The sequence below is a fragment of the Salinicola endophyticus genome (assembly GCF_003206575.1).
Classification (GTDB): Bacteria; Pseudomonadota; Gammaproteobacteria; order Pseudomonadales; family Halomonadaceae; genus Salinicola; species Salinicola endophyticus.
In genome coordinates this window covers 525084-550136 of the sequence record NZ_PZJO01000001.1, presented here as the reverse complement: position 1 = coordinate 550136, position 25053 = coordinate 525084, and the positions used below count along the sequence as shown (strand labels likewise).

The 25053-nt window shown below is 66.9% G+C and carries 24 protein-coding genes; 13 read left to right on the top strand and 11 right to left on the bottom strand.

The genetic code is table 11. The features are described 5' to 3' along the window. The first annotated feature begins 102 nt into the window (after positions 1–102). The 3 genes from amaB (at position 103) to amaA (ending at position 4571) form a co-directional block, all read left to right on the top strand. Positions 103–1596 (top strand): L-piperidine-6-carboxylate dehydrogenase, encoded by a 1494-nt coding sequence (gene amaB, locus DOM66_RS02450; protein WP_110675841.1) that lies wholly within the window; start codon positions 103–105, stop codon positions 1594–1596. A gap of 102 nt (positions 1597–1698) precedes the next feature. After that, positions 1699–3162, top strand: a complete 1464-nt coding sequence (gene nhaC, locus DOM66_RS02445; protein WP_110689133.1) for a Na+/H+ antiporter NhaC — start codon at positions 1699–1701, stop codon at positions 3160–3162. Positions 3163–3290: 128 nt separating this feature from the next. Next, positions 3291–4571, top strand: coding sequence for an L-pipecolate oxidase (gene amaA, locus DOM66_RS02440; RefSeq protein ID WP_110689132.1), 1281 nt, complete (start codon positions 3291–3293; stop codon positions 4569–4571). Between the two features lie 55 nt (positions 4572–4626). On the opposite strand, the gene DOM66_RS02435 is transcribed toward amaA, so the two are convergent. The 11 genes from DOM66_RS02435 to DOM66_RS02385 all read right to left on the bottom strand — a co-directional run bounded on the left by DOM66_RS02435 (position 4627) and on the right by DOM66_RS02385 (position 15764). Next, positions 4627–6159 carry an HAL/PAL/TAL family ammonia-lyase gene (locus DOM66_RS02435; RefSeq protein WP_110689131.1) on the bottom strand — a complete coding sequence of 511 codons (1533 nt, stop codon included), beginning with the start codon at positions 6157–6159 and terminating at the stop codon, positions 4627–4629. A gap of 103 nt (positions 6160–6262) precedes the next feature. Beyond that, positions 6263–6580: a putative quinol monooxygenase gene (locus tag DOM66_RS02430; RefSeq protein ID WP_110675832.1), complete on the bottom strand. Its 318-nt coding sequence runs from the start codon at positions 6578–6580 to the stop codon at positions 6263–6265. A gap of 76 nt (positions 6581–6656) precedes the next feature. Continuing rightward, positions 6657–8078, bottom strand: coding sequence for an amidase (locus tag DOM66_RS02425; protein ID WP_110689130.1), 1422 nt, complete (start codon positions 8076–8078; stop codon positions 6657–6659). A 2-nt stretch (positions 8079–8080) separates the two neighbouring features. After that, positions 8081–9343: a Zn-dependent hydrolase gene (locus DOM66_RS02420; RefSeq protein ID WP_110689129.1), complete on the bottom strand. Its 1263-nt coding sequence runs from the start codon at positions 9341–9343 to the stop codon at positions 8081–8083. Between the two features lie 44 nt (positions 9344–9387). Further along, a complete protein-coding gene (locus DOM66_RS02415; RefSeq protein WP_110675826.1) occupies positions 9388–10083 on the bottom strand; it encodes an ABC transporter ATP-binding protein in 696 nt (231 codons plus the stop codon). Then, the gene (locus tag DOM66_RS02410; RefSeq protein ID WP_110675824.1) at positions 10083–10835 is read right to left on the bottom strand and encodes an ABC transporter ATP-binding protein; all 753 of its coding nucleotides are present in this window, start codon (positions 10833–10835) and stop codon (positions 10083–10085) included. The genes DOM66_RS02415 and DOM66_RS02410 overlap by 1 nt, the downstream gene beginning before the upstream one ends. Continuing rightward, the gene (locus tag DOM66_RS02405; RefSeq protein ID WP_198651792.1) at positions 10832–11860 is read right to left on the bottom strand and encodes a branched-chain amino acid ABC transporter permease; all 1029 of its coding nucleotides are present in this window, start codon (positions 11858–11860) and stop codon (positions 10832–10834) included. The genes DOM66_RS02410 and DOM66_RS02405 overlap by 4 nt, the downstream gene beginning before the upstream one ends. A 1-nt stretch (position 11861) precedes the next feature. Then, the gene (locus tag DOM66_RS02400) at positions 11862–12722 is read right to left on the bottom strand and encodes a branched-chain amino acid ABC transporter permease (RefSeq protein ID WP_110675822.1); all 861 of its coding nucleotides are present in this window, start codon (positions 12720–12722) and stop codon (positions 11862–11864) included. A gap of 75 nt (positions 12723–12797) precedes the next feature. Continuing rightward, on the bottom strand, positions 12798–14033 hold the full coding sequence (locus tag DOM66_RS02395; RefSeq protein WP_110675908.1) for an ABC transporter substrate-binding protein: 1236 nt from the start codon (positions 14031–14033) through the stop codon (positions 12798–12800). A 70-nt stretch (positions 14034–14103) separates the two neighbouring features. Next, positions 14104–14880: a FadR/GntR family transcriptional regulator gene (locus DOM66_RS02390; RefSeq protein WP_110675820.1), complete on the bottom strand. Its 777-nt coding sequence runs from the start codon at positions 14878–14880 to the stop codon at positions 14104–14106. A gap of 467 nt (positions 14881–15347) precedes the next feature. Then, positions 15348–15764 (bottom strand): hypothetical protein, encoded by a 417-nt coding sequence (locus DOM66_RS02385; protein ID WP_110689128.1) that lies wholly within the window; start codon positions 15762–15764, stop codon positions 15348–15350. A gap of 194 nt (positions 15765–15958) precedes the next feature. On the opposite strand from DOM66_RS02385, the gene DOM66_RS02380 reads away from it, so the two are divergent. The 10 genes from DOM66_RS02380 to rluB all read left to right on the top strand — a co-directional run bounded on the left by DOM66_RS02380 (position 15959) and on the right by rluB (position 24907). Further along, positions 15959–17953: a DEAD/DEAH box helicase gene (locus DOM66_RS02380; RefSeq protein ID WP_110689127.1), complete on the top strand. Its 1995-nt coding sequence runs from the start codon at positions 15959–15961 to the stop codon at positions 17951–17953. Between the two features lie 57 nt (positions 17954–18010). Continuing rightward, positions 18011–18139, top strand: a complete 129-nt coding sequence (gene pqqA / locus DOM66_RS19785) for a pyrroloquinoline quinone precursor peptide PqqA (RefSeq protein ID WP_198651791.1) — start codon at positions 18011–18013, stop codon at positions 18137–18139. A 44-nt stretch (positions 18140–18183) separates the two neighbouring features. Further along, positions 18184–19077 carry a pyrroloquinoline quinone biosynthesis protein PqqB gene (gene pqqB / locus DOM66_RS02370; RefSeq protein WP_245392346.1) on the top strand — a complete coding sequence of 298 codons (894 nt, stop codon included), beginning with the start codon at positions 18184–18186 and terminating at the stop codon, positions 19075–19077. Then, a complete protein-coding gene (gene pqqC / locus DOM66_RS02365) occupies positions 19065–19850 on the top strand; it encodes a pyrroloquinoline-quinone synthase PqqC (RefSeq protein ID WP_245392345.1) in 786 nt (261 codons plus the stop codon). The genes pqqB and pqqC overlap by 13 nt, the downstream gene beginning before the upstream one ends. Then, the gene (pqqD, locus tag DOM66_RS02360) at positions 19847–20140 is read left to right on the top strand and encodes a pyrroloquinoline quinone biosynthesis peptide chaperone PqqD (protein WP_110675814.1); all 294 of its coding nucleotides are present in this window, start codon (positions 19847–19849) and stop codon (positions 20138–20140) included. Before pqqC ends, pqqD begins: the two co-directional genes overlap by 4 nt. Then, positions 20137–21255, top strand: coding sequence for a pyrroloquinoline quinone biosynthesis protein PqqE (gene pqqE / locus DOM66_RS02355; RefSeq protein ID WP_110689126.1), 1119 nt, complete (start codon positions 20137–20139; stop codon positions 21253–21255). The genes pqqD and pqqE overlap by 4 nt, the downstream gene beginning before the upstream one ends. A gap of 35 nt (positions 21256–21290) precedes the next feature. Continuing rightward, positions 21291–22025 (top strand): hypothetical protein, encoded by a 735-nt coding sequence (locus DOM66_RS19430; protein ID WP_157958963.1) that lies wholly within the window; start codon positions 21291–21293, stop codon positions 22023–22025. Positions 22026–22130: 105 nt separating this feature from the next. Continuing rightward, positions 22131–23108, top strand: coding sequence for a segregation and condensation protein A (locus DOM66_RS02350; RefSeq protein ID WP_110675810.1), 978 nt, complete (start codon positions 22131–22133; stop codon positions 23106–23108). 12 nt (positions 23109–23120) lie between these two features. Continuing rightward, positions 23121–24005 (top strand): SMC-Scp complex subunit ScpB, encoded by an 885-nt coding sequence (scpB, locus tag DOM66_RS02345; protein ID WP_110675808.1) that lies wholly within the window; start codon positions 23121–23123, stop codon positions 24003–24005. A gap of 38 nt (positions 24006–24043) precedes the next feature. After that, positions 24044–24907, top strand: a complete 864-nt coding sequence (rluB, locus tag DOM66_RS02340) for a 23S rRNA pseudouridine(2605) synthase RluB (RefSeq protein ID WP_110675805.1) — start codon at positions 24044–24046, stop codon at positions 24905–24907. Positions 24908–25053 lie beyond the last annotated feature (146 nt).

Genomic DNA, 25053 nt, shown 5'->3' with positions numbered 1-25053 from the left:
AAAAAAGGAATGACGTTGGTATAAAACGTCGTTTGTGGCGCGTCAATGCCCGGCGCAATACTGCCGCGACACCTTATTTCGTTCCGGCAGCAGGAGAACAACATGATCGACGAGATCCTCGGACGCCTCGGCGTGGCGCCTTCGACCTACCGCGAGGGCGACTATGTGGTCACCTCGCCCACCGACGGTGGCGAGCTGGGCCGGGTCAGCAACGAATCCGCGGCGGCGGTGACCGCGCGCATCGATCGTGCCGAGCGCGCCTTTGCCGCCTGGCGTCAGGTGCCGGCGCCGCGGCGCGGCGAGCTGGTACGGCTGTTCGGCGAACAGCTGCGCCAGCACAAGGAGGATCTCGGGGCACTGGTCACGCTGGAGTGCGGCAAGATCCTGCAGGAGGGGCTGGGCGAGGTCCAGGAGATGATCGATATCTGCGATCTCGCCGTGGGCCAGTCGCGCCAGCTCTACGGTCTCACCATCGCCTCCGAGCGCCCCGGCCACCACATGCGCGAGAGCTGGCATCCGTTGGGGCCGATCGGTCTGATCACCGCCTTCAACTTCCCGGTCGCGCCCTGGGCCTGGAATGCCGCGCTGGCGCTGGTGTGCGGCAACAGCCTGCTGTGGAAGCCCTCCGAGAAGACGCCGCTGTGTGCACTTGCCTGTCAGGCGCTGCTGGAGCGTGCCATGCAGGCTTTCGGTGACGACGCCCCGCAGGATCTGAGCCAGGTGATCATCGGCGAGCGCGAGGCCGGTGAAGCCCTCACCGACGATCCGCGGGTGCCGCTGATCAGCGCCACCGGCAGCACCCGCATGGGGCGTGAAGTCGCGCCCCGGGTCGCCGCGCGCTTCGGCCGCAGCATTCTCGAACTGGGCGGCAACAACGCCATGATCCTGGCCCCCAGCGCCGATCTCGACATGGCCGTGCGTGGCATTCTGTTCTCGGCAGTCGGCACCGCTGGCCAGCGCTGCACCACCCTGCGTCGTCTGATCGTCCACGAGTCGGTGCGCGACGAGGTGGTCGAGCGGATCAAGAAGGCCTACGCCAACGTCACCATCGGCGATCCGATGCAGGGTCATCTGGTCGGCCCGCTGATCGATGCCCAGGCCTTCGATCAGATGCAGTCGGTGCTGGAGAAAGCACGCCAGCAGGGGGCCAAGGTCTTCGGCGGCGAGCGCCAACTGGCCGAGACCTACCCCAATGGCTACTACGTCTCGCCGGCGATCGTCGAGGTCGCCGAGCAGGACGAGCTGGTCAAGCACGAGACCTTCGCGCCGATCCTCTATGTGCTCACCTACCGCGACTTCGACCAGGCGCTGGCGCTCAACAACGACGTGCCGCAGGGACTGTCGTCGTGCATCTTCACCACCGACGTACGCGAGGCCGAAGCCTTCGTCTCCGACCAGGGCAGCGACTGTGGCATCGCCAACGTCAACATCGGCCCCAGCGGCGCCGAGATCGGCGGTGCCTTCGGCGGCGAGAAGGAGACCGGTGGCGGACGTGAGTCCGGCTCCGATGTCTGGAAGAGCTACATGCGCCGCCAGACCAATACCGTCAACTACTCGCGCGAGCTGCCGCTGGCCCAGGGCATCAAGTTCGACTGATGCCTCACCGGGGCGCGCGCCGCGCCCCGGCCCCACCCCTTCTGGCGCGTCTCCGACGCGATTCCCGATCCGTGCTCCAAGAATAACTCCGGGAGAAGGTCGATGAGTGACAATGTCCGCGTGGGCGGCATTCCCAGCCTGCCGCTGGCCCTGGCGCCGCTGCTGCTCACGGTGGCGCTGCTGATGACGCAGTTCTTCGTCTTCGGCGACTTCACGCCGCATATCCCGCTCGCCTGCGGCATCCTGATCTGCGCTCTCTTCGCGCGTCTGCGTGGCATCCCCTGGACGCGCATGGAGGCGTCGATGCTGCAGGTGATCAAGCTCGGCCTGCCGGCGATCCTGATCCTGCTCGCGGTGGGTATGCTGATCGGTACCTGGATTCTCTCGGGGACCGTGCCGACGCTGATCTATTACGGGATCAATCTGGTCTCGCCGGGAATGTTCCTGGTCGCCACCTGCCTGATCAGCTCGCTGATCTCGCTCGCCGTGGGGACCTCCTGGGGCACGGTGGGTACCGTCGGCCTGGCGCTGATGGGGATCGGCCACGGCCTCGGCATCCCGGTCTACCTGACCGCGGGCGCGCTGGTCTCCGGGGCCTTCTTCGGTGACAAGATGTCGCCGCTCTCCGATACCACCAACCTCACGCCGGCGGTCTGCGAGACCGACCTGTGGTCGCATATCAAGAGCATGATGGCGACCACGGTGCCGGCAATGACACTGGCACTGCTGATCTATGCCTGGCTCGGCGCCGGTTACGCCGATCAGCTGGTCGATGTCGGCAGTATCGACACGCTGCGCCGCACGCTGGCCGAGCACTTCACCCTGAGCTGGATCACGCTGATTCCGCCGCTGGTGGTGGTCTCGCTGTCGATGGCCAAGATGCCGCCGTTTCCCACCATCTTCGGCGGCGCCGCGCTCGGCGGGGTGATCGCGATACTGCTGCAGGGCAGCGATGTCCAGGCGGTCTTCGGCGTGATGCAGAACGGCTACGCCGCGGATACCGGCAATGCGGCGATGGATACGCTGCTTTCCAAAGGCGGCGTGATGTCGATGACCTGGGTGGTGACGCTGACCCTGTTCGCGCTCGGCTTCACCGGTATGCTCGAAGCCTACGGCACCATCGATGCGATCATGCTGCACCTGGCCAAGCTGATGCGCGGGCGCTTCAGCATGGTGCTGACCAGCTCGGTCACCACCGCTTCGGTGGGAACCGTGGTTGGCGACGTCTATACCACCCTGGTGCTGCCGGGGCGGCTACTGCACGGGCAGTACCGGCAGATGGGCTACCGCACCTCGGTGCTGTCACGCACCATCGAGGACAACGGCACGCTGCTGTCGCCGCTGATCCCGTGGAACATGGGCGGGAGTTTCGTCGCCGCCACCACCGGCGTGCCCACCCTGCTCTATGCGCCTTTCGCCTTTGCCTGCTGGCTGTCGCCGCTGTTCGGCCTGCTGTGGGCGCTGCTCGGCTGCTTTGTCCCGCGGGAGTCCGCGCCAGCGCGCCAGGCCACTCAGGCGGGCCGGGTAGCGTCGTCGTCCGGGAGTGCGGCGCCGGCGGACGCCTGAGCGGGCAAGGCGCGATCGGTGGTGGTCGAGAGAGGGGAAAAACGGGGCATGACCAGCGTGACAGTGGCCGTGTCCCCGTGAGTCAGGCGGAAAGCAGCGAGCGACAAGCGTTCAGGCGAGGAGCGGTCATGCAAGAGCAATGTCTATGGACCCAGGGTGCGCAGGAGCCGGCGCCCGTCACCGAGACGCTGGACACCGCGTTGCGCACCCGCGTGTGCGTCGTCGGCGGCGGGATCACCGGTCTCTCCACAGCGCTGCATCTGAGCGCCGGCGGCACCGAGGTGTGCGTGCTGGAGGCGGGGGATATTCCCACCGGGGGGTCCGGACGCAACGTCGGGTTGGTCAACGCCGGCCTGTGGGTGCCGCCGGACGATATCGTCAAGGCGCTCGGCGAGGCCGACGGCGAGCGCGCCAACCGGGTACTCGGCGGCGCCCCGGCCAAGGTGTTCGCACTGATCGAACGCCATGGTATCCAGTGTCATCCTACGCGCACCGGGACCCTGCACCTGGGTCACAACGCCAAGGGCTGCGACGAGCTGGCCCGGCGGCGGGACCAGCTCGTCGCACGCGGGGCACCGGTCGAGTTGATCGAAGGCGAGGCGTGCGAACGGCTCACCGGGACCCGGCGCATTCGCGCCGCGCTGTGCGACCGCCGTGCCGGTACGATCAACCCCGCCGAGTACACCCGTGGGCTGGCCCGCGTCGCCCAGGCCCAGGGCACCCGGCTATTTACCCACAGCCCGGTGTCGAGCATACAGCGCGAGGGTGACGGCTGGCGCCTGAGCACCCCCCGCGGCAGTGTCACCGCCGATCGGGTGGTGATCGCCACCAATGCCTACGCCCAGGACAGCTGGAACCAGACGCGCCAGCACTTCTTCGCCGGCCACTATATGCAGGTCGCCTCGCGCCCACTCTCCGGGGCCGCGGCGGATGCGATCCTGCCCGAGCGCCAGGGCGCCTGGGATACCCGCACGGTGCTCTCGAGCATTCGCCGCGATGCCGCCGGGCGGCTGGTGCTGGGCAGCCTGGGGCGTGGCGAAGGGCGGCCACGGGTCTACCTGAAGAGCTGGGCCGATCGCATCGCCGGCCACTACTTCCCCGAGCTGGGCCCGGTCGAGTGGGAGTGCACCTGGAGCGGCCGCGTCGCCTTCACCCCGGATCACACGCTGCGCCTGTTCGAACCGCTGCCCGGGATCGTCGCCGCCTGCGGCTACAACGGCCGTGGCAACACCACCGGCACGGTGGTGGGCGAGGGCTTCGCCGAGTATCTCAGCCGTGGCGACGACAGCATGCTGCCGCTACCACTCAAGTCCTACCGCGCCGTGCGCGGGCGCGGGCTATGGAGTGCGGCCTACGAAAGCGGCTTTTCGCTCTACCACCTGGGGCAGTGTCTGCGCCTGTTGGCCTGAGCGTGACTCGCTGCCAGCGCTCGCGTCAGCCGTCTGCGCGTCAGTCGTTGCCAGGTCAGGCCGCAGGCGGATACAGCGGCCAGTGGCGTGAGCGGATCAGCGTCAGACAGTGGCGCAGCTCGCCATCCAGGGCGCGATCCTCGCCCACCGGGGCGAAGTGCTCACGCAGGCGTTCGACCATCGCCGCCAGCGGCGCGGGCAGCGGATCGCCGCGCAGGTGCACGCCCTGCAGCGCCGCCAGCAGGGTGGCGGCGGCGACCTGCTCACTGAGTTCGAGCACGCGCAGGGCGTCACGGGCGGCGATGGTCCCCATGCTCACCTTGTCCTGATTGTGGCACTCGGTGGAGCGCGAGAAGACGCTGGCGGGCAGGGTGCCCTTGAGCGCCTCGGCGGCCCAGGCGGAGGCGCCGATCTGCACCGCCTTGAAGCCGTGATTGATCATCGCCTTCGCCGCCGGCGCGCCGGAGAGATTGCCCGGTAGCCCGTGGTTGTAGCGGCTGTCGACCAGCAGCGCGAGCTGGCGGTCGAGCAGGTCGGCGACATTGGCGGTGAGGGTCTTGAGGCTATCCATGGCGAAGGCGATATGGCCACCGTAGAAGTGGCCGCCGTGCATCACCTCGCCCGAGTCGGGGTCGATCAGCGGGTTGTCGTTGGCGCTGTTGAGTTCGGTCTCGATGAAACCGCGCAGCCAGCCGAGGCTGTCGGCCAGTACCCCCAGCACGTGGGGCGCGCAGCGCAGCGAGTAGCGATCCTGCAGGCGCTGCTGCGGTGCGGCGGACTCGCTCTCCAGATCCGCGCGCAGCCAGGCGGCGACCTGGCCCTGACCGGGGTGCGGCTTGGCCGCGAACAGGCGCGCGCCGAAATGGTCCGGATTGCCGCGCAGTGCGGCCACATTGAGGGCGGTGATGCGGGTGGCGAGCATCAGCAGGTACTCGGCGCGGACGAAGGCCTGGCACGCCAGCGCGGTCATCACCGCGGTGCCGTTCATCAGCGCCAGTGCCTCCTTGGGGCGCAGGGTCAGCGGTTCCCAGCCCAGCTCCGCGTGGACATCGGCCGCCATTCGGACGTCGCCGCGCCAGATCACCTCGCGCTCGCCGCAGAGCATGGCGGCGACGTAGGAGAGCGGTGTCAGGTCGCCGCTGGCTCCCACCGAGCCCTCTTCGGGGATTCTTGGCAGCAGATCTTCCTGTAGACAGGCGTGAAGCCGCTCGAGCAGCTCGAATCGCACCCCGGAGACGCCATGACACAGCGACTGCAGGCGTGCCGCGAGCACCGCCCGTGCCGCCTCGGGCTCGAGAAAGCGGCCCAGGCCGCAGCCGTGAAAGGTGTAGAGCTGACGCGGCAGCGCCGCCACCTGGGCCAGGGGAATCGCGGTGACGCAGGAGTCGCCGTAGCCGGTGGTGATGCCGTAGATCTGCCCCTCGCGGTCGAGCAGCCCCTCGACCGCCTGGGCGCCGCGGGCGATACGCGCGCGCCACGCCGGGTCGTCGTCCAGCCGTGAGGCGGCGCGGCGTTCGGCCAGCGCGACCACCGCCTCCAGGGTCAGCGGGGTGGGGCCGAAGGTGATCGGCGCAGGGGCATGAGGCATGGCTCGGCATCCACTGGGTTCGGGAAGGTGCCGAGTGTAGCCGGGCCATGCATTCGGCGGCCAGCGCCGCTGGGTGCGGGGAGTGAACCCTAGCGCTAAGGACTCAGGTCGATGGGCGTTCGGCGGTGAGGAAGAAGCGCACCTTGGGCTCGGCGGCCAGCAGCGGGGTCGAGCCCGCCTTGAACGGGGCGTAGTGCGGCATGGTGGTGTGGTGCTCGAAGGCGGCACGGTCGCGGTAGACCTCGTGCAGCACCACCAGATCCTCGCTGCCTTCCGGGGTCAGCACGTCGAAGGTGTAACAGCCCTCCTCGTTGGCCAGCGACTCGCTGGCATCGTTGTGCGCCAGCGCCAGAAAGGCCGGCACCTGGCCCGGTTTGATCTGAAATTCGGCAATGACCACGAAGTGGGTGTCAGCGGTCATGAAGACCTCCCTGTTGGATGAAAGAGTGGTGTCGTAAAAGCTAAGTGTAGGTGCAACGTCGGACGTCTGCTGACGGCTACGTCATAGCTCCCGAGAACCCCGGCGGAACCAGGCGTGGCAGGCGGCGCTCGAGCAGCCGGGCGGCATCCATCACCCGCATATCGTCGAAACGCGCCGCGACCAGGTGCAGGCCGACCGGCAGGCCGCCATCATCGAGGCCGCAGGGCAGCGACGCTGCCGGCTGCTGGGTGAGGTTGAACGGGTAGCTGAACGGGGTCCAGTCCATCCATTGCAGGTAGCGACCGCCCTCGGGCACGTTGCTGCCGACGGCAAAGGGGGCCAGCGGCAGCGTCGGCGTCACCAGCAGGTCGTAGTGGTGATGGAACTCGGCCATTTGCGCGGTCAGCGCGGCGCGCGCCTCGCCGGCACGCTGATAGTCGCCCAGCGAAATGCGCGCACCGCGCTCGGCGATGGCCCGCAGACCGGGGTCGAGGCGTTCGCGCTGGGCCTCGTTCAGACCGCCCACCAGTCGCGCGGCGCCTGCGAACCACAGGGTGTTGAAGGTTGCCTGGGGGTCGGTGAAACCGGGGTCGATCTCTTCGACCTCGGCGCCCAGCCCGCGCAGCACGGCGACGGCCTCATCCACCACCCGGGCGATGTCCGGCGCGACTTCGACATAGCCCAGGTCGCGGCTGTAGGCGATCCGCCAGCCCCGCAGGTCGTCCGGCGGTGAGCGGCGCCAGTCGAGCGGGCAGGGCGGGCCGGCGTAACCGTCACGCGGATCGGGCTGGGCGATCGCGCTCATCATCAGCGCGGCGTCCTCGGCGCTGCGGGTCATCGGGCCGAGGTGGGAGAGTGTGGTCATGGCGCTGGCCGGCCACTGGGGCACCCAGCCGAAGGTTGGCTTGAGCCCGAAGGTGCCGGTAAAGGCGCAGGGGATACGGATCGAGCCGCCGGCATCGCTGCCTTGATGCAGCAGGCCCAGATTGAGCGCCGCGGCGGCGCCGGCTCCACCGGACGAGCCGCCCGGGGTCAGGTTCGGATTCCAGGGGTTGCGGGTGATGCCGTGGAGGGGGTTGTCGGTCACCCCCTTCCAACCGAACTCGGGGGAGGTGGTCTTGCCGAGCAGCACGCTGCCGGCCTCGCGCAGGCGGGCGGCGAACGGGGCGTCGGTGTCCCATGGCCCGGCCGCCGAGGTGGTTGCCGAGCCCTTGCGGGTCGGCATGCCGCGGGTCGGGGTCAGGTCCTTGATGGTCACCGGGATGCCGTCGAGCGGCCCCAGCGCCGTGCCGCGGCGGTAGCGCGCTTCGGCGGCGCGGGCGGCCTCCAGCGCGCCTTCGGCGTCGACGTGACAGAAGGCGTTGACGGTGGGGTTGTGGTGCTCGATGCGGGCCAGGCAGTCTTGCGCCAGTTCCACCGGCGAGATCTCGCCGGCGGCCAGCAGGGCCCCGGCATCGACGGCGCTCAGGCTGGCCAGGTCGGTGTCGCTCTTTGTCATGATCAGGCTCCTTGTTGCGCCAGTTCTAGGGTGGCATGCAGCAGCACGTCGGCGCCGGCGGCCACGTCTGCGGGGCTGGCGTATTCGGCTTCGTTGTGGCTGATGCCCTTCTCGCAGGGAATGAAGATCATCGCGGTCGGTGCCACGCCGGCGACGAGCACCGCGTCGTGCCCGGCCCCGCTGACGATGTCGCGATGGGCATGGCCGCCCGCCTGCGCCGCCCGGCGCACCGCGGCGATACAGTCGGGATGGAAGTGCTGCGGCGGGTTGTTCGCCGTCTGGGTCACCGCGAGCGCCAGGTCGCTGGCGCTGGCGATCTTCTCCAGCGTCTGGCGGAACTCGGCGACCATGGCGTCGAGCACGTCGCCGTCGCTGTGGCGCAGGTCGACGCTGAGGGTGACCTCGCCGGGAATCACGTTGCGCGAGTTGGGCAGTACCTGGCAGGCGCCGACGGTGCCACGGCCGTCGGGCTGGTGAGCCATGGCGATGGCATCGACGGCCTCGATCACGCGGGTGGCGCCGAGCAGCGCATTGCGGCGCAGGTGCATCGGTGTGGAGCCGGAGTGGGCGGCCATGCCGGTCAAGGTGACATCGAACCACTGGATGCCCAGCGCGCCGGTGACCACGCCGATGGTGTCGCCCTCCTCCTCGAGGATCGGCCCCTGCTCGATGTGCGCCTCGAGATAGCCGGCGAAGCGGGCCGGGCGATGGGCGTCGTCACCGACGTAACCGATCGCCGCGAGTGCCTCGCCGGCGCTGATGCCTTCGGCATCGCGCCGCGACAGGGCGTCGTCGAGTGTCAGTTGGCCGACGAAGACACCGGAGCCCATCATGCAGGGGGCGAAGCGGCACCCCTCCTCGTTGGTCCAGGCCACCAGCTCCAGTGGCCGTTGGGTTTCGATGCCCTGGGCGTTCAGCGTGCGGATCACCTCCAGCGCGGCCAGCACGCCGAAGCAGCCGTCGAACTTGCCACCGGTGGGCTGGGTATCGATATGGCTGCCGATCACCACCGGGTCGGCGGTGTCGTCGCGCCCCGGACGGCGCGCGAAGAGGTTGCCGATGGCGTCGAAGCGCACCGTCAGACCTTCCGCCTCGCACCAGCGAGTCAGCAGATCGCGACCCTGCCGGTCGAGCTCGGTCAACGCCTGGCGGTTGCAGCCCCCCTTGGGGGTGGCGCCGATCTTGGCCAGTGTCATCAGGCTCTGCCATAGGCGCTCGCCGTCGATGGTCAGCCGGGTCGCGTGAGAAGAGGAAGTGGTGGTCATGGTGTTGTCCTTATCCTTGTCGAGGGCACCCTGATCGGCGCCGTTCAGGCACTCAGCGCCAGGAAGCGGTCGCGGATCGCGGGGTCGTCGCGGAACGCCTGGGCGCTACCGTGATAGACCACCCGGCCCTGTTCGAGCACATAGTGGCGGTCGGCGAGCTGTTCGCAGACCCGCAGGTTCTGTTCGACCAGCAGCACCGGCAGCCCCAGGCCGCGGATATCTTTGAGGATGCGCACGATCTCGTCGACGATCACCGGTGCGAGTCCTTCGGTGGGCTCGTCGAGCAGCAGGATGCGCGGATCGTTGATCAACGCCCGGGCGATGGCGAGCATCTGCTGTTCGCCCCCCGAGAGAGCGTTGCCGCCGTTGCGGCGACGCTCCTCGAGTCGCGGGAAGAGGCGGTAGATGTCGGCGAGTTGCCAGCGGCTGCGGCGCCGGGCGGCGATCTTGAGGTTCTCCTCGACGCTGAGCAGGCCGAAGATACCGCGATGCTCGGGTACCAGGGCGACCCCCTGGCGGGCGATGCGGAACGGCTCCTGACCGTTGATGACTCGCCCCTCGAAACGCACCGCTCCTTGCCGCGGCGGTACCAGTCCGACGATGCTCTTGAGGGTGGTGGTCTTGCCGGCGCCGTTGCGTCCCAGCAGGGTGACCAGCTCGCCGGCCTCGACGTGGAGCGAGACGCCTTCGAGCACATGGCTCTTGTCGTAGTAGCTGTGGATGTCGTCGACCTCGAGCATCAGGCGGCCTCCCCCAGATAGGCGGTGCGCACCCGCGCATCCTCGCGCACCGCTTGTGGCGTTCCCTCGACCAGGATCTGGCCGCGGTTCATGACGGTGATGGTGTCGCTGATCGACATCACGATGCTCATGTTGTGCTCGATCAACAGCACGGTGTGATCGCGCCCCAGCTCGGCGATCAGCCGGGTCATGGTGGGGATGTCGTCGACCCCCATGCCCGAGGTCGGCTCGTCGAGCAGCAGCAGGCGGGGCCTGGCGCATATCGCCATGCCCACTTCCAGAATGCGCTGCTGACCATGTGACAGGGTGCCGGCGGGCAGCTCGGCGCGCGCGGTGAGCGCCAGGCGTTCGAGCATCTCGTCGGCGGTGGCGGCATGGCGGCGGTGGCTGTCCAGGCGGCGCCAGAAGTCCAGCGCCCGCCAACCGGCCGTGCCCTGGGCGGCCAGACGGAGATTCTCGCGAACGCTCAGGTTCTGGAACAGGCTGGTGATCTGGAACGAGCGCGCCATGCCCAGCGCCACTCGCCCATGGGCGGGGCGGCGGGTGATATCGCGACCGTCGAACAGGATCTGCCCGCCACTGATACGGCGCTCGCCGGTCAGACAGTGGAACAGGCTGGTCTTGCCGGCGCCGTTGGGGCCGATGACGCTGTGGATGGTCCCGGGTTGGATACACAGGCCGACCCCGTCGACGGCGTGGAAGGCACCATAGGCCAGTGTCAGGTCGCGGGTTTCCAGCAGTGGCGAAGTCATGCGTCCTCCTGCGTCTTGCGCGCGGCGCCGGCGCGCCGGCGTCCCAGGGATTCGAGGCCGCCCCACAGGCCGCCGCGCATGAACATCACCACCGCGATCAAGGCCACCCCGAGCAGCAGCATCCAGCGCGGCCACAGGGCGGAGAGCAGGTCGCCGAGGATGACGATGGTACCGGCGCCCAGCAGCGAGCCGAACAGCGATCCGGTGCCGCCGATGATGGTCATGATCAGGATCTGCTCGGACATCGGTAGCTCGATGTTCGATAGCGGCGCGAAGTTGAGCAGCATGGCGTAGAGCGCCCCGGCGAGTCCGGTGACGGCGCCCGACAGCGCGAAGGCGAGAATCTTGAAGTGGCGGGTGTCGTAGCCCACGGCGGCGGCACGCGCCTCGTTCTCGCGAATGGCCAAGAGGGTACTGCCGAAAGCCGAGTCGATGACCCGACGCGCCCCCAGATATAGGAACACGAACAGCACCGCCACCAGGCCGTAGAAGGCCAGCGGCGACTCGAGATCGAACAGGGTGAAACCGCCGATGGCCACGGGAGGCCGCGGCACGTCGAGCAGACCGTTGTCGCCGCCCGTCCAGTCGCTCAGGGTATAGGCGATGAAGTAGGCCATCTGGGTCAGGGCCAGGGTCAGCATGACGAAGTAGATCCCCGTGCGGCGAATCGCCAGGGCGCCGACCAGCAGCGCCAGCAGGCCCCCGGCGGCGGCCGCCAGCAGCAGTGCCGTGAACAGCCCGACCTGCCAGTGGATCATGGCCAGGGCCGCCACGTAGGCACCGCTGCCGAAGAAGATCGCCTGGCCGAAGGAGAGCAGGCCGGTGTAACCGAGCAGCAGGTTGCAGCCCAGCACGGCCATGGCGAAGATCAGGATCTCGCAGGCCAGCGTGGCCGAAGGCACCACCAGGGGCAGGGCGATGACCACCGCCAGCATGGCCAGGGTCGTCGCCGCCGGCCGCCGCCGGAAGATGGCGTTGGCGGGGCGGCTGTCGCCGCGCGCCGGTGTCGTGAGCTTGGGGTTCATCTCAGGCCCTCCCGAACAGGCCGTAGGGCCGTAGCAGAATGACCACGGCCATCGCGGCATAAATCATCAGACTCGATCCCTGCGGCCACAGGCTGGCCATCAGGCTCTGCACCACGCCCACCATCAGGCCGGCGGCCAGGGCGCCGCCAAATGAGCCCATGCCGCCGATCACCACCACCACGAACGCCACACCGAGGATCTCCGGGCCGAGAAAGGGATTGGCACCGCGCAGCGGCGCGGAGAGCACCCCGGCCAGGCCGGCCAGTGCCACCCCCAGGGCAAAGGTGATCGAGAACAGGCGGAAGATATTAGTGCCGAGCAGCGATACCGTTTCGGTGGATTCGCTGCCGGCGCGTACCAGGGCGCCGAAGCGGGTGCGCTCCAGCAGTAGCCAGAGGGCCACGGCCACCAGGGCGGCGAAGCCGATCAGGAACAGCCGGTACTGCGGGTAGGCGAAGTGACCCAGTCGCACGATGCCGCGCAGCAGCTCCGGCGTCGGCACGCTCTTGCCCACCGGCCCCCAGAGCATGATCGAGACTTCCTGGATGATCAGCGCAATGCCCAGGGTGACCAGGATCTGGAAGGTGTGCGGCAGATGATAGATACGCCGAATCAGGCTGCGCTCCAGCAGCCACGCCAGCAGCCCCACCGCGAGTGGCGCCAGCAGCAGCGACAGCCAGAAGTTGCCGGTCAGGGTGACCGTGGTGTAGCAGAGGTACGAGCCGAGCAGGAAGAAGGCGCCGTGGGCGAAGTTGACGAAGTTGAGCAGACCGAAGATCAGAGTCAGACCGACCGAGATCAGGAAATAGATCATCCCCAGTCCCAGCCCGTTCAGGATCTGGAAGAGATAGACGTTGAGCATGATGGCACCTCGCCGGGAGCGGAAGTGGTTGATGCCAGGCCGCGGAGGTGACGCTCGTCGCCCCCGCGGCAACGGTCACAGGTGGCAGCCGCTCTGCGCCGGCGACAGGAAGGATTGGCCCGAACTGACGATGTCGGCGTAATCGCTGGCGTCGGTCATCTCGGCGGCACCCTTGCCCTCGAGCAGGTAGTAGTCCTTGAGCACCTGATGGTCGGCGGCGCGAATCGTCTCCTCGCCGGTGGGGCCCTGGTAGGTGCGCCCCTCGAGGGCGTGGATCAGTGTCTCGCCCTGGGTCGCGCCGCTGTCGGCCACCGCCTGCAGCAGCGTCTTGGTCATGGTGTAATCGGCGGCCAGCGGGTAGTTGGGGGTGACGCCGTAGGCTTCCTTGACCTTCTTCACCAGCTCACGGTTGGCGGGGGTGTCGACCTCATGCCAGTACTGGGCACCGAAATAGATGCCATCGATGTTGTCGTTGCCCAGCTCCTGCAGCTGCTCCAGGCCGGAGGACCACACCATGATGATATCCATCTGCTGGTTGAGCCCGAAGTTGACCGCCTGACGCAGGGCATTCGAGGATTGCGAGCCGAAGTTGAGCAGCACCAGAACGTCGGGGTTGGCGGCCATGGCATTGGTCAGATAGCCGGAGAACTCCTGCTCCTGCAGCGAGTGGTAGCTGTTGCCGACATGTTCCACACCCTTGTCCGCGAAGACCTTCTCGGCATTGCGCAGCAGCGCTTCGCCGAAGACGTACTGGGGGGTGATGGTATAGAAGCGCTTGGCGTCGGGGTGACTGTCGATATAGGGCACCAGGGTCTGCTGGATCGCCCCGTAGGTGGGCACCGACCAGCGGAAGGTGGCGGAGTTGCACTCGCTGCCGGTGATCTCGTCGGCGCCGGCCGGGGTCATGAAGACGCCGCCGGCCGAGTTGACCTCCTTGCCCACCGCCAGCGCGGTCGAGGAGAGCGTCGCGCCGTTGAACAGGCGCGCACCGTTCTGCGCGATCGCTTCCTGGACCTTGCGCACGGCACGCCCGGCATTGCCTTCGGTATCGATGGAGACATAGTCGATCTGGCGGCCCAGCGTGGCGGACATCTCGTCCACCGCCAGCTTGGAGCCCATCTCGGCGTACTTGCCGTAACTGGCATTACTGCCGGAGAGGGATTTGACACCGTAGACGGTGATCGGTGTCTCGTCCTGGGCCTGGCTCGGGCCCGCCGCCAGGCCGAGACCCAGGGTAGCGGCCAGCAGGGTGGCGGGAAGCAGCCGGGTGGAGACCCGCGGGGTGGTAAACCGGTTGGTGGAAGACAGCATGTCGCGTCGCATCATGAACCTCGCAATGATTGTCGTTGTTGTTGCAGAGATTGACCGGGGTGTCGGCCCCCTAGTCGGAGGCCGGAAACCCCTGGCGGGGGTTGACCAGAAACTGGTCGGCGACCTGGCCCTCGAGGGCCGTCATGTGGTGTTCGGCATCGCACATGTGGTCGTGCATCAACTCGCGTACCCGCAGCACGTCCCGCTCGCGCAGGGCCGCGACCAGCTCGACGTGATAGTCGATGTTGGCCTGGTCGAACTGCTTGCGCTCCGGCTTGTAGGCCTTCTTCAGCACCACCAGGTCGCGCAGCAGATCGTTGAGGAAACCGCACAAAAAGCGCAGCAGGGGATTGGGGCAGGCACGCGCCAGGATGTTGTGGAACTCGAGCTCCAGCATGCGGTGGTGGCGATGCCCTTCGTCGCCATCGTGAGGCTGGCGGCAGCGCTCGATGTTGGCCTCCAGAGCGACGAAGTCCTCGGGGGCTAGATGGTCGATGACCGAGACGGCCATCTCGACCTCGGCCAGACGTCGCAACTGATAGACCTGGCTGCCATCGAGGTGCTGGAAATGCAGGAAGTTGCGCAGGGCACGGCTGGCGGGGTCGGTGGTGGGGGCCTTGATCAGGGCGCCCCCGCCGGGGCCGGTCTTCAGCGTGATCAACCCCTCCACCTCGAGCACCTTGAGGGTCTCGCGAATGGTCGCCTTGGCGCAGCCATAGTGGGTCATCAGCGCCTTTTCGTTGGGCAGCTTGTCGCCCGGCTGCAACTGGGCGGTGACGATCTCACGCTTGATGTCCTCGCCGATGATGTCGGCCAGCTTGCGACGGCGCGTCGGTTCCGCGGTCATGGGGTGCCTGTCTTTGTATTTATGCGAATAAATATATTAATTCGCGCAAAAGGAGCGGCACGTCAAGACGTCGTTTCCCTGGGAGGCGGCGCACGAGTGCACGTGTCTTGCACCGGCGTGGTGCCGGTGGAGTCGTCGGCATGCTGAAGGCTGTCACTAATCGCTTGTTCGGTAACGGGAAGCGGGGTGCTACGTGGCAGTGCGAGGAGGGCGGGGGTGCACCAGAGGGATGAGTCGAGGGATTTTTCGATAGTCGAAAGTTTTCAGGGAGACGTGATCGATGAATATTTTTGTGGCCTGCGGATGCCGGGAGGTGACCCTGAGCCACCCCGCCTGCCATACACGTCATCTTCGCGACAGCGCCCCTGTTGCCGCCCCGCCAGCGCCAGGTCGTGGCATATCGACCGCACCCCCTCGCACCCGGTACCGCGAGCCCTGGCGATCGCCGCTAATGAATGCGGACGGCGCTAGTGAATGCGCGGTGCCTCGCCCATGCCCAGCCGCTCCTGGAACTCGGCCACCGCACTCTTGAGCAGCTCCATCAGTCCGGGGATCAGCGCCGCCCCCTGCTCGGGGCCGCTGACGAACTGCTCGACGCTGACATGTACCGCCTCCTGATGGACCACCAGTTTGGCCGCCTTGATCGTGTTCATCACGTCGTTGGCGGTCTCCAGCAGCCGCAGGCGGTTGCTCGCGGCGGCGGCCTGCCACACCCCGGGCAGCATCAGCTGGAAGAAGGCCGGCTCGTCGGCAGCCACGACCAGCACGAACTCCAGATGATCCTGACGCAGGCGTGCTGCCTGTTCGTCCATGGCTTCGATATCGATCTCTTGGGCGCGCAGCCGCTCGATGTAGTGCGCCAGTGGCGTCTGTTCGGATGACATGGTGGCGCTCCGCTAATGAAGTCAATCAGGCTTCGAACGGCAGGCGGCGACGCGCTCGGCGACGCGGCCCGGTTCGAATGCGATCCCCACAGTGTAAGCGAGATTGCCGGCCGGAACCTGACCGTATGCGTCGGTGACTTGCTGTCACGGCAGGCGTGGCTGCCCGGTGGCGGTGCGCATGCTACCCTCGCGCCATGTCTGCCAACGCCCCCCAACTCCGCCCCTATCAGACCCAGGCCGTCGACAACGTCATCGTCCACTTTCGCGGCAGTGACGACCCGGCGGTGGTGGTGCTGCCCACGGGGAGCGGCAAGTCGCTGGTGATCGCCGAGCTGGCGCGGCGTGCGCGGGGGCGCGTACTGGTGCTGGCGCACGTGCGTGAGCTGGTCGAGCAGAATCACGCCAAGTACCTCGCCTACGGGCTAGAGGCGGATATCTTCAGCGCTGGCCTCAAGCGCAAGGAGAGCGCACGCCAGGTGGTGTTCGGCTCGGTGCAGTCGGTGGTCAACGGCCTCGAGGCGTTTGCGGCCGGTGACTTCACCCTGCTGGTGATCGACGAGTGCCACCGGGTCGCGCTGCGCCACGGCGGGATAGAGAGCGAGGCGCAGACGAGCGCCGCGGCCCGGGCGCGGGCATCCTCGAGCTATGCCCAGGTGATCGCTCGGCTGCGCCAGGCACGGCCCAATCTCAAGATTCTGGGGCTGACCGCGACGCCCTACCGGCTGGGGGAGGGCTTTCTTTACTATCGCCACTACCACGGCATGGTGAAGGGGCCGGAGGACGCCTTCTTCCGCGACTGCGTGTTCGAGCAGCCGCTGCGGGTGATGGTGCGCCAGGGCTATCTCGCCGAACCCCGGCGCCTCGACGCCGCTCTGGCGTTCTACGACTTCTCGCACCTCGTGGCGCAGCGCAATGGCCAGTTCGCCGAGCGCGATCTGAACGGCGTGGTGCAGGGCAACCGCGCCACGCCGCAGATCGTGGCCGACGTGATCGAGCGGGCCCGCGATCGCGAGGGCGTGATGATCTTCGCCGCCACCGTGGCCCACGCCGAGGAGGTGCTGGGGCTGCTTCCGGCGGAGGCCAGCGCGCTGGTCACCGGGGCGACGCCGGGGCCGGAGCGCGAGCGTCTGATCGCCGCCTTCAAGGCGCGCGAGCTCAAGTACCTGGTCAACGTGGCGGTACTCACCACCGGTTTCGACGCCCCCCATGTCGATGTGATCGCGATCCTGCGGCCGACCGAGTCGGTGGGGCTCTATCAGCAGATCGTCGGCCGCGGCTTGCGGCTATCGCCCGGCAAGCGCGACTGTCTGGTGCTCGACTATGCCGGCAACCCATGGGATCTCTACGCCCCCGAGATCGACCAGGCGCGCCCGGACAGCGAGAGCGAGCCGGTCCAGGTCGAGTGCCCCGAGTGCGGCTTCGCCAACACCTTCTGGGGCAAGCGCGACGGTGATCTGGTGATCGAACACCACGGCCGCCGCTGCCAGGGGCTGCTATCCACACGCGACGCTGTCGATCGCGCCCAACCCGGCGCGCAAGACGACAGATCGAACCCGGAAACGTCAGCCAGTGCCGGCGTGGGGGCGGGCGCCAATGAAAGCCGAAGCGCGGCTTCGGGCGCCAATAAAGGCAAAGGCGCGGCTTCGGGCGCCAATAAAGGCAAAGGCACGGCTTCGGGCGCCAGTAATAAGGTGCAGTGCACCTTTCGCTTCCGCTTCAAGGTGTGCGAGCAGTGCGGCGGCGAGAACGACATCGCTGCACGCGCCTGTGGCCACTGCGGCGAGCGCCTGGTCGACCCCGACGACAAGCTGCGCGATGCGCTCAAGCTCAAGCACGCCAAGGTGCTGAGGGTCAGCGGCATGCAGTTGCAGGCGACCACCAACGGCCGCGGCGTGCCGCGTCTCAAGGTGACTTACCACGATGAGGATGGTGACACCCTGGACGAGTGGTTCGGCCTCGAGACCCGGGGGCAGCGCCATGTCTTCGCGCGGCTCTTCCTGCGCCAGCATCTGCGAGCTCCGGGCAGTGACTGGCAGCCCGCCTCGGCCGAGGAGGCCGCTGCCGAGGCGCATCGCCTGCGGGCACCTGACTTCGTCATCGCGCGCAAGAGCGGGCGCTACTGGCGTCTGGGCGAGAAGCTGTTCGACTATGCCGGGCGCTATCGCACCGCCGAGGCAGCGGATGGCTGAGTGGAGAGAACCGTTCACCGGCTAATTGTTTCACGGAGTCGGGTCGGATTGGCTAGAATGTACAGGCGTTCGTTGGAGCGCCACGCCACTCGATTCAAGGAGCTCGCCATGAGCTGGACGACCCCGGAAGTGAAGGAAATCTGCGTCGGCATGGAAATCAACGACTACATGCCCGCCGAGTTTTGAGCCCGGCAGCAGGTGCACGCGAAGCCGCAGGCCTGCGGCTTCGCGTGCTGGGGGCGGCCGCCGGAGGCGGCTCCCCGCAGTGGAACTGTCGTTGCGAGGTGTGCCGCCTGGCCTGGGCCGGTGACCCGCGCATCACCCCGCGCACGCAATCCTCGATTGCCATCAGTCGCGACGGCGAGCAGTGGGCGCTGATCAACTGCGCCCCCGAGATTCTCGCCCAGATTAGACAAAACCCGGTGCTGCAGCCGCAGCACGGTGACCGCCATACCCCGATTCGCAGCGTGCTGCTGACCAACGCCGACGTCGACCATATCGGCGGGCTGCTCAATCTGCGCGAGCGTTCGCCGTTCCGGCTCCTGGCCACACCGTCGATCCAGGCGGTGCTCAAGGCCAACCCGATCTTCGAGGTGCTCAACGCCGAGTGCGTGACGCGCGCGCCGGTGGCGCTCGAAACCGCCTTCGAACTGCTCGACGGCGTCAGCGCACGGCTGTTCGCGGTGCCGGGCAAGACCGCGCTCTACCTGGAAGGCGACACGGTCGAGATCGGCGTCGAGGGCGAGGATACCGTCGGCGTGGAGTTCATCGGCGCCGGCTCGCGGGTCTATTACATCCCCGGCTGCGCAGCGATGACGCCGAGCCTCGCCGCGCGTCTGCAGGGCGCCGATCTGGTGCTGTTCGATGGCACCCTGTGGCGCGACGACGAGATGATCACCGCCGGTGTCGGCGTCAAGACCGGGGCACGCATGGGGCATATGTCGATGTCGGGCGACGCGGGCAGTATTGCTGCCTTCGCCGAATTGGCGGTGCGGCGACGCGTCTTCGTGCATATCAACAACACCAACCCGGTGCTGATCGAGGGTTCGCTGGAGCGCGCCCAGGTCGAGCGCGCGGGTTGGGAAATCGCCTACGACGGCATGGAGCTTGCGTGTCGCAGCTGACGGTCGAAAACCATCCCGATCTGGTCGAACCCCTGAGCATGGCAGCGTTGGAAGCGCGCCTGCGCGAGGTGGGCGAGACCCGCTATCACCATCGTCATCCGTTCCAGCTGATGCTGCAGAACGGCGAGCTGGACAAGCGCCAGGTGCAGGCCTGGGCGCTCAACCGCTACTACTATCAGGCGATGATTCCGATCAAGGATGCCTCCTTGATCGCACGTCTCGACGATCCCGAGCTGCGTCGTATCTGGCGCGCCCGGCTGGTCGACCATGACGGAGAGGCGCCGGGCGAGGGCGGCATCGCGCGCTGGCTGAAGCTGACCGATGGCCTGGGACTGGGGCGTGAACTAGTGGTCTCGACCCGCGGCATCCTGCCGGCCACACGCTTCGCGGTGGAGGCTTACACCCACTTCGTGCGCGATCGCACGCTGCTGGAAGCGGTGGCCTCCTCGCTCACCGAGCTGTTTTCACCGATGGTGATCGGCCAGCGGGTGCGCGGCATGCTGGCGCACTACGATTTCGTCTCGGCCGAGACCCTGGCCTACTTCGAGCCGCGCCTGACCCAGGCCCCGCGGGATGCCGAGATGGCGCTGGATTACGTCAAGCGCCATGCCCAGCGGGCCGACCAGCAGCAGGCGGTGATCGATGCGCTGCGCTTCAAGTGCAGCGTGCTGTGGGCCATGCTCGATGCGCTCCAGCACGCCTACGTGACGCCAGGTCAAGTCCCGCCGGGCGCCTGGAACGGCGAGCCGGAAATGGGAGGGCAGCCGACATGAATCCATCAGCGCCAGCACTCGCGGAGGACGCGATCGTGCGTCTGCCGCGCGGCGTGAGACTGCGGGAAGACAAGGCCCGCGGCGGCTGGGTGCTGCTCGCCCCGGAGCGCGTGTTCCAGCTCGACCCGGTGGCCCGTGAAGTCCTCGCACGGGTCGACGGCGAGCGCGATATCGGCGCCATCGTCGATGATCTGGCCGCTGCCTTCGCGGCCCCGCGCGAACGCATTCTCGGCGACGTGCGTGCCATGCTCGCCGATCTGATCCTCAAGCAAGTGCTGGAAGTGGCATGAGCCATCTCGATGACCCGGCCCGTCCCGCGCCGCCGCTCGGCATGCTGGCGGAGCTGACCCATCGCTGCCCGCTGCAGTGTCCCTACTGCTCCAATCCGCTCGAGCTGACGCGCAAGCGCGACGAACTCGACACGGCGACCTGGCAGCGTGTCTTCGCCGAAGCCGCCGAGCTGGGTGTGCTGCAGGTGCATCTCTCCGGCGGCGAGCCGGCGGCACGGCCGGATCTCGAAGCGCTGGTGGCGAGCTGCGTCGAACACGGGCTCTACACCAATCTGATCACCGCCGGGGTCAATCTCCCGCGGGCGCGACTCGAGGCCCTGGCCGAGGCCGGGCTCGACCATGTGCAGCTCTCGATTCAGGGCGCCAGCGCCGAGGTCAACGACCGCATCGCCAATTTGCCCGGTGCCTTTGCCAAGAAGATGGCCTTCGCCCGCGATGTCACCGCGGTGGGCCTGCCGCTGACCCTCAACAGCGTGATCCACCGCCACAATCTGCACCAGTTGCCCGAGTTGGTGGAGCTCGCGCTCGACCTGGGGGCCCGGCGCCTGGAGATCGCCCACGCCCAGTACTATGGCTGGGCGCTGGAGAACCGCGCCGCGCTGATGCCGCCGCGGGAGCAGGTGATGGATGCGCTCGCGCTGGTCGAGGCGGCGCGTGAACGGCTCGCGGGCAAGCTGGTGATCGATGCCGTGGTGCCGGACTACTATGCGCGCCTGCCCAAGCCATGCATGAACGGCTGGGGGCGGCAGTCGCTCAACGTCACCCCGGCGGGCCGCGTGCTGCCGTGCCACGCGGCGGAGACGATTCCCGGCCTCGCGTTCTGGGACGTGCGCGAGCACGGTCTCGGCGAGATCTGGTACGACAGCCCGGCCTTCAATGCCTATCGCGGTACGGCGTGGATGCCGGATACCTGCCAGCGTTGCGAGCGGCACGAGATCGACTGGGGCGGCTGTCGCTGTCAGGCGCTCGCGCTCACCGGGGAGGCCAGCCAGATGGACCCGGTGTGCGAGCGTTCGCCCTATCACGACGAGGTCCAGACGCTGGCGATCGTCGATTCTAGCCGAGACGAAGAATTTACTTATCGGCGGTTTACCAACAATATCATCCGGGTGTAAAACTAGGGGCTGGTTTTTGCGCTCAGGAGGATAAAGTGAAAATAAGGCTTTATTTTTTATTTGTTCTTCTGTTGATTGTGTCTGTTGTGTTTTTGGTTGTGACGGCTTACATGTTGTGTGTTCCAGGCGGGTTGGTGCCAAATTCCGAGTCCTGGGCTCAGTTCGGGACTTATTTTAGCGGGGTTTTGACTCCGATCTTTTCATTGTTTACGCTTTTGGGACTCTTGCTAAATATTGCAATTCAGAGGAGGGAGCTTGGGAACTCGGAGCGGCAGCTTGAAGTTGTGAAAGCTGAATTAGAACGATCTCGAGAAGCGCAGGTAGAGTCCAGGAATGATCGACAGAGAGAACTAGAAAAAAGCGATCTTATTTCTATGATGCAGTTTGTTCACGGAGAAATTCAAAATCTTTATTCATGCGAAGTAGAGTTTGCGAGTGGGCAAGATCTTGGTTATTACTTTTCGAGTTCTGCCCCCAGCAAAGGAGAGGAGGTGATTCCATCGAATGGTGATGATGTGTCGCCTTCTGATCGTTCACTGTTGATTGACTTGATTGAACGTGTGGATGAGCTAAACGGGTATTTGGCAGAGTATGATGCTAAGTTTGGAATGTCAGTTGTGACATATTTTTATAAAAAGAGGCACGGAGTGGCTTACAGTAGGCTGGTGAAAAAAGGTTTTATGCTGCCAAGCCCTCCTCCAAATGATCCGTTTGAGAATGTCGGGTACATGTGGTCAGTGTCAGTGGGTCGGGAAAGTTCTCGTGGTTAAGGGTGGTTTTTAATGTGAGAGGTAAGCAGGCCTGCTAAATCAGGTTCTGCCGAATCTGCTCTGATAGACTTGCCACATTCCATTAACCAGCTTCAGAGAGGCGACATGGGCGTGATCGATTCCGAGCAGGAACCCGATGCCGCCGACGCGGCGTCACCCGAGCAGCTGCCGCTGGATTTCGTGGTACGGGTCAACGGCGAGACGCTGACCCAGCTGCCCGAGGATCTCTATATTCCCCCGGAGGCGCTCAAGGTCTTCCTCGAGACCTTCGAGGGGCCGCTGGATCTGCTGCTCTATCTGATCCGGCGCCATAACCTGGATATCCTGGCGATCAACGTCGCTGCGATCACCCATCAGTACGTCGAGTATGTCGAGCTGATGCAGGCGATGGAGATCGATCTCGCCGGCGAGTATCTGGTGATGGCGGCGATGCTCACCGAGATCAAATCGCGCAGCCTGTTGCCACGACCGCCCAGGGCGGACGCGGACGACGACGAGGAGGACCCCCGCGCCGAGCTGATCCGCCGGCTGCAGGAGTACGAGCAGCTCAAGCTCGCCGCCGAGGAACTCGACGCGCTGCCGCGCCTGGGGCGTGACTGGCATCCGGCCCAGGCGGCGCTGCCCACGCTCACGCCGCGGGTGGTGCATCCGGACGTCGAACTGGGCGAGCTGCTCGGCGCCCTGGGGCAGATGCTCAAGCGTGCCGACCTGCGCCAGTCGCACCGTATCAGCCGCGAGGCGCTGTCGACCCGCGATCGCATGCAGGCGATCATGCAGCGGCTCAGCGCCGATCAATTCACCCCGTTCGAGGCGCTGTTCACCCCCCGCGAAGGGCGCGCCGGGGTGATCGTCACCTTCATGGCGATTCTCGAATTAGCGCGTGAGTCGATGATCGAAATCGTGCAGAATGCGCCGCTCTCGCCGATCCACGTGCGTGCGCGGCTGGCGCTTGAGGCGGGGGTCGAGGCCGCCTTCGACGCCGACGGAATCACGGACGAGGCGGCGGACGAGCCGGTCTTCGCCACCGATACCGAGACGGGCGCGACTGATCCCGGCGCGCCGCCGGGCCGACAGCAGCGATAGCGAAGCGATACCATGAACCGTCTGACCGATCCCTACGTGACGCCGGCGCTCGACGAGATTCTCGAGGCCGTGCTGCTGGCCGCGGGCGAGCCGCTGTCGCTGGAGCGGATCGAAGCGGTGTTCGACGAGGGCAAGCCGCCCTCGCGGGCGGCGATTCGAGAGTCGCTCAACAAGCTCTCCGAGCGCCTGCTCGCGGGGAGTGCGCTGGAGCTGATGGAGTCCGCCTCCGGCTATCAGGTGCGTATTCGTCAGCGCTACTCGCCGTGGGTCTCGCGACTGTGGGACGAGCGTCCGCAGCGCTACTCGCGGGCGCTGCTGGAGACGCTGGCGCTGATCGCCTATCGTCAACCGGTGACCCGCGGCGACATCGAGGAGGTGCGCGGCGTGGCGGTGTCGAGCTCGATCATGCGGACCCTGGTCGAGCGCGGCTGGATTCGTGCCGTGGGCCAGCGTGACGTCCCCGGGCGCCCGGCAGTGTATGCCACCACCCGGGCGTTTCTCGATGCCCTGGGGCTTAAGAGTCTCGATGCGCTACCGCCGATGCACGAGCTGAAGCACTTCGAGACCTTCGAGACCGCGCTGTCCACGGAGGATGCCGCGAGCGCTGACAGCGCACCCGGAGCAGAGACCGAGAGCCCCGGGGCGGAGAGCGAGATGCCCGCGGTGGAGAGTGATACGCCGAGCGGCGATGAACAGACAGTATCTTCGGCAGCGTCGGCACTCTCCGACGCAGGCGAGCACGCCGAGACGGCGTCCCCCGGCCAGTCGTTGAGTTTTGCCGAGCTCGACGCACGACTGGCCGAACGCGCCCGCCAGCGCCAGGCCGCGGAGCCAGACTCCACGGCCGACGTCACGGACGCGGACACCCCGGAAGCCTCGGACGAACAGGATCCCTGAGCCTGGCTTCCCGCAGCCGATGAGGCATCGATAGACCCATGACAGACACCAATACCGAAAAACTGCAGAAAGTGCTGGCCCGGGCCGGCTACGGCTCGCGCCGTGAGATGGAGACCGCGATCGGCGCCGGGCGCGTCAAGGTCAATGGCAGTGTCGCCACCCTGGGCGACCGGGTCGGCGCGCGTGACCGGGTTACCCTCGACGACCGCCCGGTCAACCTGCGCGCCACCGACGAGGTGCCGCGCCGGGTGATCATGTACAACAAGCCGGAAGGCGAGCTGTGCACGCGCAAGGACCCGGAAGGGCGACGCACCGTGTTCGAGCGGCTGCCGCGTCTGAAGGGCGAGCGCTGGATCGCGATCGGTCGTCTCGACATCAACACCAGCGGGTTGCTGCTGTTCACCACCGACGGCGAGCTGGCCAACCGGCTGATGCACCCGTCGCACCAGATCGAGCGTGAGTACGCCGTGCGCGTCATGGGCGAGGTGCAGCGCGAGCACGTGGTCAACATGGTCGAGGGTGTGATGCTCGAGGATGGCCCGGCGCGCTTCACCGACGTTCAGGAGTTCGGCGGCGAAGGCATCAACACCTGGTTCCACGTGGTGATCCTCGAAGGGCGCAACCGAGAGGTGCGCCGGCTGTGGGAGTCCCAGGGGCTGACCGTGAGCCGGCTCAAGCGCGTGCGCTACGGCAATATCTTTCTCGACAAGCGCGCCAAGGCTGGCGAGTGGCTCGAACTCTCCCAGGACGAGATCGACGAACTCTCCAACATGGCCGGGCTGGAGCCGCGCAAGGTGCCGGAGCTGACCCCGGATGAGAAGAATCGCTGGAGCCGCGACAAGAACAAGCGGCGCCCGGTCACGGCGATGAAAAAACCGCGGCGGCCGCGGCGCGACGCCTGACGTCTTGGCGGCTTGACCGATGCCGGGCCAGCGTCTCCTCGACGCTGGTTCGTCTCGTCGCCTTGGCGTGTGCTTGGCATCAGCGGCGTGGTGCAGAGTCGGTGCAGGTGGGTGAGAAAAAACGCTTGCCTGCTCCGGGGCTTACC

Excerpts from the sequence above, each read along its gene's own strand:
- amaB (WP_110675841.1), top strand. The coding sequence starts at position 103 with ATGATCGACGAGATCCTCGGACGCCTCGGCGTGGCGCCTTCGACCTAC.
- nhaC (WP_110689133.1), top strand. The coding sequence starts at position 1,699 with ATGAGTGACAATGTCCGCGTGGGCGGCATTCCCAGCCTGCCGCTGGCC.
- amaA (WP_110689132.1), top strand. The coding sequence starts at position 3,291 with ATGCAAGAGCAATGTCTATGGACCCAGGGTGCGCAGGAGCCGGCGCCC.
- DOM66_RS02435 (WP_110689131.1), bottom strand. The coding sequence starts at position 6,159 with ATGCCTCATGCCCCTGCGCCGATCACCTTCGGCCCCACCCCGCTGACC.
- DOM66_RS02430 (WP_110675832.1), bottom strand. The coding sequence starts at position 6,580 with ATGACCGCTGACACCCACTTCGTGGTCATTGCCGAATTTCAGATCAAA.
- DOM66_RS02425 (WP_110689130.1), bottom strand. The coding sequence starts at position 8,078 with ATGACAAAGAGCGACACCGACCTGGCCAGCCTGAGCGCCGTCGATGCC.
- DOM66_RS02420 (WP_110689129.1), bottom strand. The coding sequence starts at position 9,343 with ATGACCACCACTTCCTCTTCTCACGCGACCCGGCTGACCATCGACGGC.
- DOM66_RS02415 (WP_110675826.1), bottom strand. The coding sequence starts at position 10,083 with ATGCTCGAGGTCGACGACATCCACAGCTACTACGACAAGAGCCATGTG.
- DOM66_RS02410 (WP_110675824.1), bottom strand. The coding sequence starts at position 10,835 with ATGACTTCGCCACTGCTGGAAACCCGCGACCTGACACTGGCCTATGGT.
- DOM66_RS02405 (WP_198651792.1), bottom strand. The coding sequence starts at position 11,860 with ATGAACCCCAAGCTCACGACACCGGCGCGCGGCGACAGCCGCCCCGCC.
- DOM66_RS02400 (WP_110675822.1), bottom strand. The coding sequence starts at position 12,722 with ATGCTCAACGTCTATCTCTTCCAGATCCTGAACGGGCTGGGACTGGGG.
- DOM66_RS02395 (WP_110675908.1), bottom strand. The coding sequence starts at position 14,033 with ATGCTGTCTTCCACCAACCGGTTTACCACCCCGCGGGTCTCCACCCGG.
- DOM66_RS02390 (WP_110675820.1), bottom strand. The coding sequence starts at position 14,880 with ATGACCGCGGAACCGACGCGCCGTCGCAAGCTGGCCGACATCATCGGC.
- DOM66_RS02385 (WP_110689128.1), bottom strand. The coding sequence starts at position 15,764 with ATGTCATCCGAACAGACGCCACTGGCGCACTACATCGAGCGGCTGCGC.
- DOM66_RS02380 (WP_110689127.1), top strand. The coding sequence starts at position 15,959 with ATGTCTGCCAACGCCCCCCAACTCCGCCCCTATCAGACCCAGGCCGTC.
- pqqA (WP_198651791.1), top strand. The coding sequence starts at position 18,011 with ATGTACAGGCGTTCGTTGGAGCGCCACGCCACTCGATTCAAGGAGCTC.
- pqqD (WP_110675814.1), top strand. The coding sequence starts at position 19,847 with ATGAATCCATCAGCGCCAGCACTCGCGGAGGACGCGATCGTGCGTCTG.
- pqqE (WP_110689126.1), top strand. The coding sequence starts at position 20,137 with ATGAGCCATCTCGATGACCCGGCCCGTCCCGCGCCGCCGCTCGGCATG.
- DOM66_RS02350 (WP_110675810.1), top strand. The coding sequence starts at position 22,131 with ATGGGCGTGATCGATTCCGAGCAGGAACCCGATGCCGCCGACGCGGCG.
- scpB (WP_110675808.1), top strand. The coding sequence starts at position 23,121 with ATGAACCGTCTGACCGATCCCTACGTGACGCCGGCGCTCGACGAGATT.
- rluB (WP_110675805.1), top strand. The coding sequence starts at position 24,044 with ATGACAGACACCAATACCGAAAAACTGCAGAAAGTGCTGGCCCGGGCC.